General features: G+C 72.7%; 14 protein-coding genes. 13 read left to right on the top strand and 1 reads right to left on the bottom strand.

From position 1 onward, the window contains the following. Positions 1-5: 5 nt before the first annotated feature. The 13 genes from ACFYY8_RS05470 (at position 6) to ACFYY8_RS05410 (ending at position 14,643) form a co-directional block, all read left to right on the top strand. Positions 6-1,376, top strand: coding sequence for a KamA family radical SAM protein (locus ACFYY8_RS05470; protein WP_390037414.1), 1,371 nt, complete (start codon positions 6-8; stop codon positions 1,374-1,376). After that, entirely contained in the window at positions 1,373-2,386 is a 1,014-nt protein-coding gene (locus tag ACFYY8_RS05465; RefSeq protein WP_390037412.1) for a RimK family alpha-L-glutamate ligase, read from the top strand. The genes ACFYY8_RS05470 and ACFYY8_RS05465 overlap by 4 nt, the downstream gene beginning before the upstream one ends. 4 nt (positions 2,387-2,390) lie before the next feature. Continuing rightward, positions 2,391-3,620 (top strand): AMP-binding protein, encoded by a 1,230-nt coding sequence (locus ACFYY8_RS05460; protein ID WP_390037410.1) that lies wholly within the window; start codon positions 2,391-2,393, stop codon positions 3,618-3,620. Then, positions 3,617-4,891, top strand: coding sequence for an MFS transporter (locus tag ACFYY8_RS05455; RefSeq protein ID WP_390037408.1), 1,275 nt, complete (start codon positions 3,617-3,619; stop codon positions 4,889-4,891). Before ACFYY8_RS05460 ends, ACFYY8_RS05455 begins: the two co-directional genes overlap by 4 nt. Next, positions 4,888-5,763 carry an SDR family NAD(P)-dependent oxidoreductase gene (locus ACFYY8_RS05450; RefSeq protein ID WP_390037406.1) on the top strand — a complete coding sequence of 292 codons (876 nt, stop codon included), beginning with the start codon at positions 4,888-4,890 and terminating at the stop codon, positions 5,761-5,763. The genes ACFYY8_RS05455 and ACFYY8_RS05450 overlap by 4 nt, the downstream gene beginning before the upstream one ends. Continuing rightward, positions 5,760-6,185: a hydroxyphenylacetyl-CoA thioesterase PaaI gene (gene paaI / locus ACFYY8_RS05445; protein ID WP_390037404.1), complete on the top strand. Its 426-nt coding sequence runs from the start codon at positions 5,760-5,762 to the stop codon at positions 6,183-6,185. Before ACFYY8_RS05450 ends, paaI begins: the two co-directional genes overlap by 4 nt. After that, entirely contained in the window at positions 6,185-8,302 is a 2,118-nt protein-coding gene (locus tag ACFYY8_RS05440; RefSeq protein WP_390037402.1) for a molybdopterin oxidoreductase family protein, read from the top strand. Before paaI ends, ACFYY8_RS05440 begins: the two co-directional genes overlap by 1 nt. After that, positions 8,299-9,747, top strand: a complete 1,449-nt coding sequence (locus ACFYY8_RS05435; protein WP_390037400.1) for an FAD-dependent oxidoreductase — start codon at positions 8,299-8,301, stop codon at positions 9,745-9,747. The genes ACFYY8_RS05440 and ACFYY8_RS05435 overlap by 4 nt, the downstream gene beginning before the upstream one ends. Beyond that, positions 9,744-11,093 (top strand): MFS transporter, encoded by a 1,350-nt coding sequence (locus tag ACFYY8_RS05430; protein ID WP_390037398.1) that lies wholly within the window; start codon positions 9,744-9,746, stop codon positions 11,091-11,093. Before ACFYY8_RS05435 ends, ACFYY8_RS05430 begins: the two co-directional genes overlap by 4 nt. A 25-nt stretch (positions 11,094-11,118) precedes the next feature. Continuing rightward, positions 11,119-12,375 (top strand): hypothetical protein, encoded by a 1,257-nt coding sequence (locus tag ACFYY8_RS05425; protein WP_390037396.1) that lies wholly within the window; start codon positions 11,119-11,121, stop codon positions 12,373-12,375. A 544-nt stretch (positions 12,376-12,919) separates the two neighbouring features. Further along, complete coding sequence (locus tag ACFYY8_RS05420) at positions 12,920-13,417, top strand: cupin domain-containing protein (protein WP_390037394.1); 498 nt, start codon at positions 12,920-12,922, stop codon at positions 13,415-13,417. A gap of 27 nt (positions 13,418-13,444) precedes the next feature. Further along, positions 13,445-14,263 carry an MFS transporter gene (locus tag ACFYY8_RS05415; RefSeq protein WP_390037392.1) on the top strand — a complete coding sequence of 273 codons (819 nt, stop codon included), beginning with the start codon at positions 13,445-13,447 and terminating at the stop codon, positions 14,261-14,263. Positions 14,264-14,274: 11 nt separating this feature from the next. Next, positions 14,275-14,643 (top strand): hypothetical protein, encoded by a 369-nt coding sequence (locus tag ACFYY8_RS05410; RefSeq protein ID WP_390037390.1) that lies wholly within the window; start codon positions 14,275-14,277, stop codon positions 14,641-14,643. Positions 14,644-14,709: 66 nt separating this feature from the next. Here ACFYY8_RS05410 and ACFYY8_RS05405 read toward each other — a convergent pair whose 3' ends face one another. Further along, on the bottom strand, positions 14,710-15,633 hold the full coding sequence (locus ACFYY8_RS05405; protein WP_390038013.1) for a PLP-dependent aminotransferase family protein: 924 nt from the start codon (positions 15,631-15,633) through the stop codon (positions 14,710-14,712). Between the last annotated feature and the right edge of the window lie 5 nt (positions 15,634-15,638).

The raw sequence follows: 15,638 nt of genomic DNA, 5'->3' as shown, positions 1-15,638 counted from the left end.
TCCGCATGAACGGCGAGGCCTCCCCCGGGCCGTACGTCTACACGCGGCGGCCCCTCGTGGAACCCGACTGGCGGCGGCTGCCCGGCTGGCGCGGCGTCGGCGACGACCTGTGGCGCGACGCCCAGTGGCAGCGCGCCCACTGCGTGAAGAACGCCGCGCAGCTGCGCGCGGTCGTCGGCGACCTGCTCCAGGAGTCCTTCTACGCCGACCTGGCCGCCGACGCGCAACGGTTCGCGACCATGTCGACGCTGCTCACACCGCAGCTGCTCAACGTGATGGCTCCGGACGCCGTGGCCGGCCCCGCCTCCTTCACCGAGGCGTTCCTGGCCGACCCGGTCCGCCGCTACATGCTGCCGGTCTGCTCCGACCGCCACCCCGAGTGGCCGAGCCACCCGCTCGCGCGGCGCGACTCGCTGCACGAGGCGGAGATGTGGGCCGTGGAGGGCCTGACCCACCGCTACCCGACCAAGGTGCTGGCCGAGTTGCTGTCCACCTGCCCGCAGTACTGCGGGCACTGCACCCGGATGGACCTGGTCGGCACCTCGACCCCGCAGGTCGTCAAGGCCAGCCTCTCCCTCAGGCCGGTCGACCGGCAGGAGCTGATGCTGGACTACCTCAAGCGCACCCCCGGTGTGCGGGACGTGGTGGTCTCCGGCGGTGACGTGGCCAACGTGCCCTGGCCCCGGCTTGAGGCGTTCCTGCTGCGGCTGCTCGAACTGGAGTCCGTACGGGACATCCGGCTGGCGACCAAGGCACTGGTCGGCCTGCCACAGCACTGGCTGCGGCCGGACGTGGTCGAGGGAGTCGGCCGGGTGTCCGCCGTCGCCCGCGCCCGCGGGGTGAACCTGGCCGTGCACACCCACGCCAACCACGTGCGCTCGGTGACGCCGCTGGTGGCCGAGGCGGCCCGCGCCCTCCTCGACGCGGGCGTGCGGGACGTGCGCAACCAGGGCGTGCTGCTGCGCGGGGTGAACGCCACCCAGGCCGACCTGCTCGACCTGTGCTTCGCCCTGCAGGGCGAGGCGGGCATCCTGCCGTACTACTTCTACCTCTGCGACATGATCCCCAACGCCGAGCACTGGCGGACGCCGCTGCACCAGGCGCAGCGGCTCCAGGAGTCCCTCATGGGCTACCTGCCCGGCTACGCGACGCCGCGGATCGTGTGCGACGTGCCGTACGTCGGCAAACGCTGGGTGCACCAGGCCGCCGAGTACGACCGGGAACGCGGCGTCTCCCACTGGACCGGCAACCACGGGGTCGGCCCCGGCCGGGACGAACCCTCCGGCCCGGGGGACCGCTTCCCCTTCTACGACCCGATCGACACCTTGCCCGAGCCGGGCCGCCTCTGGTGGACCCGAGGAGAGGGACGACGATGACCCCGCCCCCCGAGAGCACGCTGCGCCGTATGTGCTGGATCTTCCCCGACCGGGAGTCGTCCAGGACCGGCGCCATGTGGCGCCACTACTTCTGGGACATGTACGCCGAGGTGGCCGAGGAGCTCGGCCTGACCTGGACCAGGCACTCCCCCGAGGCGGTGACCGTGGACGGCCTCGAACCCGGCAAGCCGCGTGTCTACGTGGACGACGAGCTCGTCACCCCGCAGGACACGCTCTTCATCACCGCGCTGTACTCGCTGCCCTACCAGGACATGGACGTGTTCAACCAGTACGGCCTGTACGCCGTGCTCGAACAGGCCGGCTTCTACCTGCCGTTCCCGCCGTGGCTGTCCCCGATCGCCAACGACAAGCTGGCCACCGTCCTGCACCTGCACGACTCCCCCATCCCGCCGATCCCCACGATCCGCGTCGGCAGCGGACGGGACGTGGGCAAACACCTGTACGAGGTGGCGCTGGACGGCCTCACCTACCCGGCCATCGTCAAGCCCGCCGGGTGGTGCGGCGGCGGCGGGGTCAACCTGGCCCGCGGCCCCGAGGACGTCAGGGGCCTGGCCAGCCTGGCGCAGGGCGGCGACACCACCCTCGTGCTCCAGCCCTACCTCGGCGACGGCACCGTCGACTACCGGGTCTACGTCGTGGACGGCAGGCCGTACGCGGTGCTGAAGCGGACCCCGGAGGCCGGGTCGCCGGTCGCCAACGCCAGCCGGGGCGGCGCGATGGAGTTCGCGCCCGTCCCGCCCGAACTGGCGGAGGCGACGGCCTACTTCCACCGCAAACTGCCCATCCCGTTCTTCTGCGTCGACTTCCTCCACGACGGTGAGCGGTTCTGGTTCTCCGAGCTCGAACCCGACGGGGTGATCGCCCCCGACTTCGGCGACCCGGGCCGGGCGGTGCAGCGGGACGTCACCCGGGCGCGCTGGACGGCCTACCGGGACGCCCACGCCCGCTGGATGACGCGGGACTCCTCGACGACCCACGAAAGCCGGTGACGACATGACCGAATCGTTCTCCCTGCCGCCGGAGGCCGCCGAGCCCCGCCTCGACGTCGCGCGGCGCTCCCTGGAACGGCTCAGGGACGTGCCCGCGCTGGCGCCGCGCTACGCCGGCCACGGCAAGGTGCTCACCCTCGACGACCTCGCCGCGCTGCCCCCGCTGGTCAAGGACGACCTCAACGTGGCCCTGGCGCACCTGAGGCCCCGGGCGGAGCACGGCGCGACCTGGCTCTTCCAGAGCGGCGGCAGCACCGGAGAGCCCAAGGTCGGCCACGCCCCGACCGGGTTCTACATGCGCGGCGTCCACGAGCAGTGGCGACCGCTCGGGCGTGACGACGTCTTCGTCAACGGCTGGGGCGCGGGCCGGATGTGGGGCGCCCACTTCCTGGCCGCCGCCTTCGCCGACCTGTCCGGCTGCGAGGTCATCGCGCTCGGCTCGGTCTCCGCGCCGGAGTACGGCGACTGGCTGTCGTTCTTCGCCGCCAGGGGCGTGACCGCGTTCGGCGGCACCCCGAGTGTGCTGCGGCTGTGGTTCGCGCACGCCAGGCAGGCCGGAATCCGCCTGCCCGCGCTGCGCAAGGTGCTCTGGCTCGGCGAGGCCTGGCACCCGCAGCTCGACGAGGACCTCGCCGAGGTCGCTCCGGACGCGCGCCGCTGGGGCATGTTCGGCAGCACCGAGACCTGGGTCGCGGGCACCAACACCCCCGACTGCCCGGCGGACGTCTTCCACCTGCTGCCCGAACAGCTCGTCCACGTGGACCAGGACGAACTGCTGGACTTCACCACCCTCGACCCGGACATGCTCAACCCGGTGCTGCGCTACCGGACCGGCGACGCCGGACGGTTCACGACGTGCGAGTGCGGCAGGCCCGACCGGGCGCTGCGCATCCTGGGCCGCCGCGACTCGGTGGTCCAGGTGCGCGGACTCGGGCTCCACGTGGACGACGTCGTCGCGCGGGCGGAACGGGAGCCCGGCGTCCTGCGGGCGCAGGTCCTGGTCAACGAGCGGCGGGGCCGCGTCGCCTCCGTCGAGGTGCTGCTGCTCACCGCCCCGAACGCGCCCGAAGGCCTGGCCGTACGGCTGCGCGAGGACCTCATGTCCTCGACCTTCACCATCAGCACCGCCTTCCAGCACGACCCGGGGTCCTTCCGGGTCACGGTCGCCGACACGCTGGTCGGCAACGAACGCACCGGCAAGACCGCCTCCTTCGTGGTGCGGGAGGAGCCGTGAGGTCGAAGACCTCCCTCGGCCGGGAGTTCAACCTGTTCTGGGGCGGCCAGACGATCAGCCTTGTCGGTGACCGCATCACGGTGTTCGTCGTGCCCACCCTGATGATCTTCGCGTTGCACGCCTCGCCGTTCGAGGTCGGCGTGGTCGCCATGGCGCAGTACCTCGGCATCCCCCTGCTCGGGCCGGTCGCGGGCGTGCTCGTCGACCGCTGGGACCGGCGCCTGACCCTGCTGGCCTGCGACATCGTACGGCTGGCCGCCGTGGCGGCCATGCCCATCACCTACTGGCTCGGAGTGCTGTCCACCCCGGTGCTGTTCGTCTGCGTGGCGCTGGTCAGCGGGGCGACGATCTTCTTCAACGTCGGCTACCTCGTCGCGGTGCCCACCACCGTCCCCGAGGACAAGCTGGTCAGGGCCTACTCCCGGCTTGAGGGCAGCAGGACCGTCTCCGAGGTCGCGGGCCCGTCGATCGCCGCCGGCCTCTACCACGCGCTCGGGGTGGCCGCGCTGCTCGTCGACGCCGCCAGCTACCTGGTCTCGGCCGCCTGCTTCCGCGCCATGCGGCCCTGGGGGACCGGAACCGTCCAGCACGGCTCCATCCGGTCACGGCTGGTCCTGGGATTCCGGCTCAACTGGACCGACCCGGTGCTGCGCCGGGTGGTGATCGCCGCGGTGACGCTGAACTCGGGCGGCCCCATCTTCGTCACGGTGCTGCCGGTACTGGCCTACCAGGGCCTCGGCGTCCCGGTCGGCGTGTTCGGGGCGGCGATGTCGGCCGCGGCGGTGGGCGCGGTCCTCGGCGCGCTCGTCGCCCCCAGGATCGGCGCCCGGCTCGGCCTCGGCCGTACGCTGGCCTGGGCGCTCCTGCTGCACTGCCTGGTCGGCCTGGGCATCCTCGCCACACCCGCGCTGCCCGCCGCACCCGTCATCGGGGTGACGTTCGGCTGCTACGGCTTCTTCATGTCGTGCATCAACGTCTGCAGCGCCCCGATCCGTCAGTCACGGATGACGGCCGACAACCAGGGCGTCACACACGCGGCCTTCCGCACCGCGACGTGGGGGGTCATCCCGCTGGCCGCGCTCGTGGGCGGCCTGGCGGTCACCCTGCTCACCGGCGACCTGGGCGTGCTCAACGCGGCCAAGGCCGTCATGGTCGGCGGCACGCTGCTGGCCGCGCTCTCCTTCGTGCCCGCCTCCGGCGTCCAGGCGCTGCTCGACCGGGCCGCCGCCGAACAGCAGGAGGAGCCTCAGCTGTCCGGGAGCGCGTCGTGACGCCCCGGCGCGGAGTCCTGCTGGTCACGGGAACCTCCTCGGGCATCGGCCTTGCGACCGCGGTGACCGCGGCGCGGGCCGGGTTCACCGTGGTCGCCACGATGCGCGACCCCGGCCGGGCGGACGAGCTGCGCGAGGCGGCGGACCAGGCCGGGGTCACCCTGGACGTGCGGCGCCTCGACGTCACCGACGCCGGCTCCGTCGACACCTGCCTGCGGGAGGTACGGCTGGCCCACGGGCGCCTCGACGCGCTGGTCAACAACGCCGGGATCTCCAACTTCGACCCCACCATGGAGATGTCCACCCTGGATGCGCTGCGGGCCAACCTGGAGGTGAACTTCTTCGGCGTCGTCGCCGTCAGCCGGGTCGCGATGCCGCTGCTGCGCGCCAGCCGGGGCCGCCTGCTGACCGTCGGCAGCGTGCACGGCGTCGTCGGACAGCCCTTCAACGAGGCCTACGCGGCGGCCAAGGCGGCCGTCGAGGGCTTCATGGAGAGCCTGGCCCCGGTCGCCGCCCGGCACGGGGTCCACGTCGGCGTGGTCGTGCCCGGCTTCGTGCCCGGCACCCGGTTCGGGATCTTCCCCGGCGTCAACAGGGAGACCGTCCGCGCCGCCTCGGGACCGTACGCGGAGACCTTCTCCGACTATCTGGCCTGGGTGACCGGCCAGGGGTGGGAGGGGGCGGGCCAGTCCCGCTGGGAGGTGGCCGAGGTCGTGGTGCGTGCGCTGACCGCCGAGGCGCCGCCGTTCCGCATCCCCACCAGCGACTGGGTCACCGCCTACCTGTCGCACAAACTCGCCGACCCGGACGGCTCCGCCGTACGGAAACTGGCCGGGACCTGGGTCTCCGGCTCCGACGGGGAGGCCCGGTGAACGGCGGGGCCAACGGTGGGGACGACGGCGAGGGCCGTACCGGAGACGCCGTGTGCCGCTCCCTGGGCGTCACCGTCGAGGAGGTCGCCGTGGGAAGGGCCCGGCTGCGGATGCGGATCTCCGAGGACATGCTGAACGGCCACGGCCTGGCCCACGGCGGCTACCTGTTCCTGCTGGCCGACGCCGCCTTCGCCTACGCGGGCAACGCCCGCGGCCCGGTCACGCTGGCGCAGAGCGCGCAGATCACGTTCCTGCGCCCGGCCGAGGCCGGTGAGGAACTGCTCGCCGAGGCCGTCGAACGCGCCAGGTACGGCAGGCAGGGCGTCTACGACGTGACCGTGCGGCGCCCCTGCGGCGAGATCGTCGCGGAGTTCCGCGGCCAGAGCGTGACGGTCTCCGGCAGGCCCGGTGGAGTGTCGTGATGAGCGCGAGCACCGGGACGCACTGCCCCTACTGCGCGTTGCAGTGCGGGATGGCCCTGACCCCTCGCCCGCCGGCGGGCGCGCGGGTCGGCCCCAGGGACTTCCCGGTGAACGAGGGTGCCCTGTGCCAGAAGGGGTGGACGGCGGCGGCGCTGCTCGACACCCCCGACCGGCTCACCCACCCGCTCGTCCGCCTCCGCAGGGACGAGCCGCTCCGGCCCGCGACCTGGCCGGAGGCCCTCGACCTGATCGCCGGACGGCTGCGGGAACTGCGTGAACGGCACGGGCCGGACGCGGTCGCCGTCTTCGGCGGTGGCGGCCTCACCAACGAGAAGGCCTACCTGCTCGGCAAGTTCGCCAGGGTCGCCCTGCGCACCTCGCAGATCGACTACAACGGCCGGTTCTGCATGTCGTCGGCCGCGGCGGCGGGCATCCGGGCCTTCGGCCTCGACCGGGGGCTGCCGTTCCCGGTCGCCGACCTGCGGGAGGCGGAGGCGGTCATGCTGGTCGGGGCCAACGTCGCCGAGACGATGCCGCCGTTCCTCCGGCATCTGCGCCGGGCCAGGGACCATGGCGGTCTCGTCGTGGTCGACCCCCGGCGCACCGCGACGGCCGAACTGGCCTCGCTACACCTGGCGCCCAGGCCGGGCACGGACCTGGCGCTGGCGCTCGGCATGCTGCACGCGGCGGTCACCGGGGGGCACCTGCGGCACGACTACGTCGGCGCGCGGACCGGCGGGTTCGCCGAGGCGTGGCGCGTCGCCGCGCGCTGGCGTCCCGAGGAGGCCGAACGGGTCACCGGGGTCGCGGGCGCCGACCAGCGGGCCGCCGTCGAACTGCTCGCCGGAGCTCGTAACGCCTACGTTCTGACCGGCAGGGGAACCGAACAGCACTCCAACGGCGTGGACGCCGTCTCCGGCTGGATCAACCTGGCACTCGCCCTCGGGCTGCCGGGCCGTACGGGCTCCGGCTACGGCTGCCTGACCGGGCAGGGCAACGGGCAGGGTGGCCGTGAGCACGGGCAGAAGGCCGACCAGCTGCCGGGTTACCGGCGCCTCGACGACGAGGCGGCGCGGCGGCACGTGGCCTCCGTGTGGGGCGTCGCCCCCGAGGAGCTTCCCGGTCCCGGCCGCTCCGCCTACGAGCTGCTGGACGCGCTGGGCACCTCGACCGGGCCGAGGGCTCTGCTGCTGTTCGGCAGCAACCCCGTGGTCTCGGCGCCCCACGCCGCGCACGTGACACGCAGGCTCGCCGCCCTCGACCTGCTGGTCGTCGCCGACGTCGTCCCGTCGGAGACCGCGCTGCTGGCCGACGTGGTGCTGCCGGTCACCCAGTGGGCCGAGGAGGAGGGCACGATGACGAACCTGGAGGGGCGGGTACTGCTGCGGCGCAGGGCCGTACCTCCCCCCGAGGGGGTCCGCGGAGACCTGACCGTCCTGCGGGAGCTCGCCGTACGGCTCGGGCAGCCCGCCGAGCGCTTCCCCGACGATCCCGAGGAGGTGTTCGCGGAACTCGCCCTGGCCTCCCGCGGCGGCGCGGCGGACTACTCGGGGCTCAGCCACCGGCGGCTGCGAGCCGGCGAGACGCCGCACTGGCCCTGCCCGAAACCCGGCCATCCGGGAACGCCCCGCCTGTTCCTGGACGGCTTCGCCCACCCCGACCACCGGGCGCGCTTCACGCCCGTCGAGCACCGGGAACCCGCCGAGTCCCCCGACGCCGTCTACCCGCTGGTCGCCACGACCGGCCGGACGCTCGCGCACTACCAGTCCGGCGCGCAGACCCGCCGGGTCGCCGAACTGGTCAGGGCGGCGCCCGCGCCGTATGTGGAGGTGCATCCCGACACGGCCCGGCGGGCCGGGCTGGCCGACGGCGACCTGGCCCGTGTCGTCTCACGGCGGGGCGCGGTCGAGGCCGAGGTGCGCTGCACGCCGGGGATCAGGCCGGACACGGTGTTCGTGCCGTTCCACTTCCCCGGCGCGGGCCGGGCCAACCTGATCAGCAACCCGGCGCTCGACCCGGTCAGCGGGATGCCGGAGTTCAAGGCGTGCGCGGTACGGCTCGCCCCCGCCCGTGAATCCTCCGCCCGTGAGACCCCCGCCCACGAGGAGGGGTCGTGAGTCCCCGCAGGGTGGTGGTCATCGGTTACGGCATGGCCGGAGCGCGCCTGGCCGAGCTGGTCAGGGAACGCGACCCACGGGGCGAGCTGGTCGAGCTGACCGTCGTGGGTGCCGAGTCCCATCCCGCCTACAACCGGGTGCTGCTGCCCGGCGTGCTGGACGGCACGATGACCGCCGACGGCATCGCCCTGCACGGACGGAAGTGGGCACGGGACAACCGGGTCCGGCTGCTGCTCGGGGCCGTCGCCGTACGGCTGGACCGGGCGGCGCGCGTGGTCCACCTCGCGGACGGCCGTCCGATCGGCTACGACGCCCTGGTGCTGGCGACCGGCAGCAGGCCGTGGCTGCCGCCGGTCGGCGGGCTGACCGGCGAGCGAGGTGAGCCCGCGCGGGGCGTGGCCACCCTGCGCGGCCTGGACGACTGCGCGCGAATCGCGGCCGGGACCGGCCCCGGAGTCTCCGTCGCCGTGCTCGGCGGCGGGGTGCTCGGCGTGGAGACCGCGCTCGCGCTGGGCAGGCGCGGCGCCGGGGTCACGCTGATCCATCCCGCGCCCCACCTGATGGAACGCCACCTGGACCCGACAGCCGGGATGATCCTGGCCCGGCTGTGCCACGCGGCGGGAGTACGGGTCGTGACCGGCCTGGCCGCGGTCAGGCACTACCCGGACGAGGGCGTCAAGCTGGAGGACGGCGCGTTCGTCCCCGCCGCGCTGACGGTGGTGACCACCGGGGTGCGCCCCGAGACGGACCTGGCCGTCGCCGCCGGGCTGGGCTCGGCGGAGGGCGTTCCGGTCGACGACCGGCTGCGCACCGCCGACCCGTACGTCCACGCCGTCGGCGACTGCGCCCGGACCGGTGACGCGCCGTCCGGCCTGCTGCGGCCCGCCTGGGATCAGGCGGCGGTGCTGGCCGACCTGCTCACCGGCGCCGGCCCCACGGCACGCTACCGCGCGAGCCCTCCGGTCACCCGGCTACGCGCCGGGAACGTCGACCTCACCGTCTTCGGCACCTCGCACCTCGGGCTGGACAGCCGGGAGGCCGAGGTGCTCGGCTACGCCGACCCCGCCAGAGGGACCTACGCCAAGCTGACGCTCGACGGCGACCGGGTGACCGGGGCGATCGTGCTCGGGCTGCCCGGCGTCGGGGCGACGCTGACCCAGCTGTACGACACCGGGCGGCCCGCACCCGCCGACCGGCTCGCCCTGCTGCTCGGACGAACGCCGCCACCGGCCGTCGATGACGACCCCGCCCGCCTGCCCGGCTCCACGGTGATCTGCCGGTGCAACTCGGTGACCAAGGACGACCTGACCCGCGCGGCCCGCGCCACAGGCGGCGGCGTGACCGCGCTGGTCCGCGCGACCAGGGCGGGCACGGGGTGCGGTGACTGCCTGCCAAAAGTACGACGCCTCGCCGATCCACACGAGACAACAGGAACCCCGACATGAACGACAGACGCCCCAAGACCCGCAGAACCGGACGCTGGATCGACCACTGGGAACCGGAGGACCCCGGCTTCTGGGCGGCGACCGGACGCCGCATCGCCACCAGGAACCTCCTGTTCTCCATCGTCGTCGAGCACCTCGGCTTCACGGTGTGGCTGCTGTGGAGCGCCGTCGTCGTCCTGCTGCCCGCCGCGGGCTTCCCCTTCGACGTCGACCAGCTCTTCTGGCTGGTCGCGGTGCCCAACCTGGTGGGCTCCGCACTGCGACTGCCGTACACCTTCGCGGTCTCGGCCTTCGGCGGGCGCAACTGGAACGTGGCCAGCGCGCTACTGCTGCTCGTCCCCGCCGGGCTGCTGACCTGGATGGTCTCCGACCCGCGCACGCCGTACTGGATGTTCCTCGTGGCCGCGGCCACGGCCGGGCTCGGCGGCGGGAACTTCGCCTCCTCCATGGCCAACGTCTCCTACTTCTACCCGGAACGGAGTAAGGGCTTCGCGCTGGGCGTGAACGCGGCGGGCGGCAACCTCGGGGTGGCCGTGGTGCAGCTGACGGTCCCGCTCGTCGCGGCCTTCGGCCTGGCCAACGCCGGTGCGGTGTGGGTGGTGCCGATCCTGGCGGCGGCCCTGTGCGCCTACCTGTTCATGGACAACCTGGCCGTGGTGAGGGCCGACTTCGCCTCGCAGAGCAGTGCCTTCCGCCGTGGACACACATGGGTCATGTCCTTCCTCTACATCGGCACCTTCGGCTCCTTCATCGGCTACTCGGCGGCGTTCCCACTGCTGGTCAAGGCGACCTTCCCCGAGGCCGCGGCCACCTACTCCGCCTTCCTCGGCGCCCTGGTCGGCTCACTGGCCCGCCCCCTCGGCGGCTGGCTGGCCGACCGTCACGGCGGGGCCAGGGTCACCGCGTGGTCCTTCACCGCCATGGCCGCCGGCGCCGCCGGTGCCCTCGCCGGACTCGGCACGCGCAGCTTCCCGCTCTTCCTCGGCGCGTTCATGGTGCTCTTCGTCGCCTCGGGGACGGGCAACGGCTCCACCTACCGCATGATCCCGGCGATCTTCACCGCCCAGGCGGAACGTGACGTCGCCGACGGCGTGGAACGCGAGCAGGCCCGGCTGCGCGCCAAGCGGGAGGCCGCGGCCGCCATCGGCATCGCCTCCGCGGTCGGCGCCTTCGGCGGCTTCCTCATCCCGCGCGGTTTCGCCGTCTCCCTCTCACGGACCGGCTCCGTGGACGTCGCGCTCTACCTGTTCCTGGCCGCCTACGGCGTGTTCCTGGCCACGAACTGGTGGTTCTACCGTCGCCGGGTGCTGGCCGGGATCCCCAGCCTGGCCCACGCCCTGATCTGAACCCCTCTCCCGGAAGGAGCGGCACATGCCCGCCAAACCACTGCGAGACCTGATCGACTTCGCCCGGCGCAACTCCCCCTTCTACGCCGACCTCTACCGTGACGTACCGCACGGCACCGAGGACCTCAGCCTGCTGCCGATCATCGACCAGACGGCCTTCTGGGCCGCGAACACCTGGCCGGACAACCGGCTGCTGACCGGGCCGCTGACCGACGCCGGGGTCTACACCTCCGGCGGCACGACCGGCGCGCCGAAGTTCTCCCCGTGGACCCGTACCGAGCACACCGACTCGGTCAGCTCCTTCGGGGCGGGCATGGTCAGGTCGGGTCTGAGACCCGGCCACCGGGTGGCGAACCTGTTCTTCGCCGGCGAACTGTACGGAGGGTTCCTCTACATCGACAACGCCCTCTACCACGCCCCGGTCGAGAACGTCCGGCTGCCCGTCGCGGGCTCCGCGCCGGACGACTACATCGCCGACCTGATCGCGGCCTTCGACGTCGAGGTGCTGGCGGGCCCGCCGATGAAGCTCAGCGGGGTCGCCGACGCGATGAACGCCAGGGGGCTGACGGCCGAGTCGGTCGAACTGCTGCTGTTCGGCGGCGACCTCCTCTTCGACGACCTGCGCCCGCACCTGGCCAAGGCCTTCCCCCGGGCGGTGATCGCCTCGCTCGGGTACGCCTCCGTCGACGCCGGGCTGGTCGGCGCCCCGGTCATCGGTGACGACGTGCGGGTGCACGAGGCCTTTCCCAACAGGACGCTGGTCGAGCTGGTCGACGAGGTGACCGGCGAGCCGATCACCACCCCCGGCGTGCCCGGCCGGGTGCTCGTCACCAACCTGTTCCGGACCCTGATGCCGATCATCCGCTACCCGGTCGGCGACCGGGCCGAGTGGATCGACGACGAGTGCCGCCGATTCCGGCTGGTCGGCAGGACGACGGAGGGCGCCAGGGTGGCGATGGTGACGATGCGCACCGAGGACGTCCGCGAGGTGGTCGTCGCGGCCGACACCGACCGGGTGCTGGCCGGGATGCAGCTGGTACAGCGCCGCTGGGACAACAAGGACGGCCTGGTGCTCCGTCTGGCCTACACCGAGGAACCGTCCGAGGCCCTGACCAGGCACTTCATCGAGGCCGTGCACGAGGCCCGCCCGATGTACCCCGAGTACGCGGCCAAGGGGTTCGTCCACCCTCTGAGCATCGAGTGGGTACGGCCCGCGGACCTGGCCACCAACCCCAGAACCGGCAAGCTGATCCCCCTGGTCGACGAACGTCCCCACGCCTGACGATCTCCGATCGGGCCCCGGTGTCTCCGACGCCGGGGCCTCCCCTTTACAACGTAGATCAAAAATTGAGGACCCGGGACCGCACAGGCCGGGACAGGGCCACCGTACGAGGCGTCCGGCACGGAATCTTCCCGCCGGCCGTACGACGAAGATCACCTGGCCGTGGACGCCTCGGCCCCCGCCACCCGACGTCCCCGCGAGGCGGACCGGGTCCGCTTGCGCCCGAAGTGACACCCCGCCTCGATCACCTCCGCCCCGTACGCCGGACCCGCTGTTCGACCGTCGTCACCGGTCCGCAGACGGCCCGGCGTCCGAGAAGGACGTCCCCGCACGGGGGTGGTCCCGGCGTGTTCGTGCCCGACCCGCGCCCAGAACGGCTCCGTCGAGCTCCCCCTCCGCAGGGTCCGCACAGAGAGACCGGATGTAGATTGACCCATGTTTTCATAGCCAAAATGAACCATGTGATGGGTCTTTTCGGGTCCTAGATTCGGTTGTGCCGCCACGGAGAAACGTTCCTGCGGCATCACCGAACATCGGAGAGATCATGACCTTCGCCACCGCTGACCAGCCCGTTCTCGTCCGGTCCCTTGAGGCCGAGGCCCTGCGGGACGGCGCGAGCAGCCTGATCACCCTGCTCGCCGACTCCGGGGGAACCGGCGGTGCGCTGACCGCCAACAAGGCGACGTTCCTGAAGGGGTCGCCGGGTGCGCCCGCGCATTTCCACACCCGGGCCACGGAGATGTTCCACGTCCTGCGCGGTTCGATGCGGATCCTGCTGAACGACACGGTCGTGACCCTCGGCCAGGGCGACTTCCTCACCGTTCCGCCGACCGTCCCGCACGCGTTCGCCCCGTCGGTGGGGTCCGAGGCCGAGATGCTCGTCGTCTTCACGCCCGGGATGGACCGGTTCGACTACTACCGGCTGCTTGAGCGCGTCCACCGCGGCGAAGCCTCCGTCCAGGAGATCCGCGACAGCTCCGAGCGCTTCGACAACCACTACTTCGACAGCCCCGTCTGGCAGCGGGAACTCGCCCAGCGCTGAAGTCCCTCCGCGAAGAAGGACTCCATCATGACCGCTCTGACCGCACCCGGTGTCGCGGCCCGCCGACGACCGGGCCTCACCCTGGCACTGCTGGCGTTCGCACAGCTGATCATCTCGATCGACTACAACGTCGTGTACGTGGCGCTGCCCGAGATCGGCTCGGGTCTCGGCTTCTCCACCCAGAGCCTGCAGTGGGTGATCAGCGCCTACGCGGTGGCCTTCGGCGGCTTCCTCCTGCTCGGTGGGGGGGGGAGCGACCTGTTCGGGCCACGCCGGATGTTCGCGTCGGGGCTCTGGCCGTACGCCGTGGCGTCCCTGCTCGGTGGCCTCGCCACCGGGCCGGGCCTGCTCATCACCGCCCGTGCCGTCCAGGGCGTCGGAGGGGCGCTGCTGTTCCCCGCGACGCTGACGCTGGTTTCGACCTGCTTCCCCGAGGGGCCGGAGCGCAACCGGGCGTTCGCCGTCTGGGGCACCGCGGGCGGCAGCGGCATGATCCTCGGCTCGCTGCTCGGCGGCGTGCTGACCCAGACGTTCGGCTGGACCTCGGTCTTCTTCGTGAACGTTCCGCCGGCGGTGGTCGCAGCCGTGCTGGCCCTCCCGCTCGTCGCGCCCGACGCCACCCGCATGACGAGCCGGTCGTTCGACCTGGCGGGCGCCCTGACCTCCACCGCCGGCATCACCGCGATCGTCTTCGCTCTCGTCCAGGGACCGGAGTCGGGTGGACCTCGTGGGAGGTCCTGGGCGCTGCGCTCGTCGGCGCCCTGCTGCTGCCGGCGTTCGCCGTCGTCGAACGCCGCAGCGCCGACCCGCTGCTGCCGCACCGCCTGCTGCGCGACCGCGACCTGACGACCGGCACCGTGATCGCGTTCCTGTACATGGCGGCGTTCGGGACCCTGTTGTACTTCCTGACGGTCTACTTCCAAAGCGTCCACGGCTACGGCGCGATGCGCACCGGCCTCGCCTTTCTCGTCCCGATGCTCGCCATCGCCGCGGGTTCCCAGGCAGCGGGCCGCCTCGCCACCCGCCACGGCCTGCGCCCGGTCCTTCTCGGCTCCCTCGCCATAGGCGCCGCGATCGTCGCCATCGTCGCCGTCGCCAACTCGGGTCTTCCCGCAGCCCCCTCCCCCGGTGCCGTCATCGACGGCCTCCAGGCCGCCATCGCCATCGCCGTCGCGGGCATCGCCCTCACCGCCCTCGTGGCTCTCCGTCTCCGCAGACCTCGCTGAGATCCCGGCCGCCGCCCTGTCCTCGGACGGGGCCTTCGCCGTTCCGCACGGGCGGGACCCGGCGGGTCAGGGGGCGGGTGGAAGGATCTCGCAGAGGGCGGCGAGGGCGGCGGCGTAGGCGTGGTCGGACGGGGTCGCGTAGCCGACGACGAGGCCCTCGAGGTGGACGGGGGTGTCGGGGTGACGGAATCCGGCCAGGCCGTCCAGGGATACGCCGCGCCAGGCGGCGGCCCTCAAGGTGGAGGCCTCGGTGCCGTGCGGCAGGCGCAGGACCGCGTGCAGGCCCGCGGCGATGCCGGCCACCTCGATGTGCGGAGCCTGGCCGGCGAGGGCCTCCACCAGACGGTTACGGCGTTCGCGGTAACGCTGGCGCATGTGGCGGATGTGCCGGTCATAGGCGCCGGAGACGATCAGGTCGGCGAACGTGAGCTGGTCCACGACGCTGGTCCAGCGTTCGCGCTGGCCCTTCACCGCCAGGACCGGGTCGACCAGGCGTTCGGGGAGCACCATCCAGCCGAGCCGGAGGGCGGGCGAGATGCTCTTGCTCGTCGAGCCGACGTACAGGACGTGCTCGGGATCGAGTGCCTGGACCGCGCCCACCGGTTCCCGGTCGTACCGGAACTCGCCGTCGTAGTCGTCCTCGATCATGACGCCGCCGCGCTCGCGCGCCCAGTCGACGGCGGCGTTGCGACGTGCCGGGGTGAGCGGACCACCGATGGGGAACTGGTGGGCGGGGGTGAGCAGCACGGAGCGGACGCCCCGCTGCCCGGCCAGATCCTCGGTTCTGGTGCCGTGGTCGTCCAAGCCGAGCGGCACCGTCCGGACCCTGTCGGCGGCCAGCAGGAAACGGTGGAACGCCAGCCCGTACGCTTCGACGGCCAGCGGGCCGCGCAGCACGCCGCCACCGAACAGCAGGCGTAGCGCGTCGGCGAAACCGGCGCAGATCACGATGCGTTCCGGGACGGCCCGCACCCCACGGGCACGGGCCAGATAGT

Source organism: Streptosporangium sp. NPDC001559 (assembly GCF_042893955.1).
Taxonomy (GTDB): domain Bacteria; phylum Actinomycetota; class Actinomycetes; order Streptosporangiales; family Streptosporangiaceae; genus Streptosporangium.
Note: the sequence above shows the minus strand (reverse complement) of the source record. Positions and strands in the feature narration are given on the sequence as shown.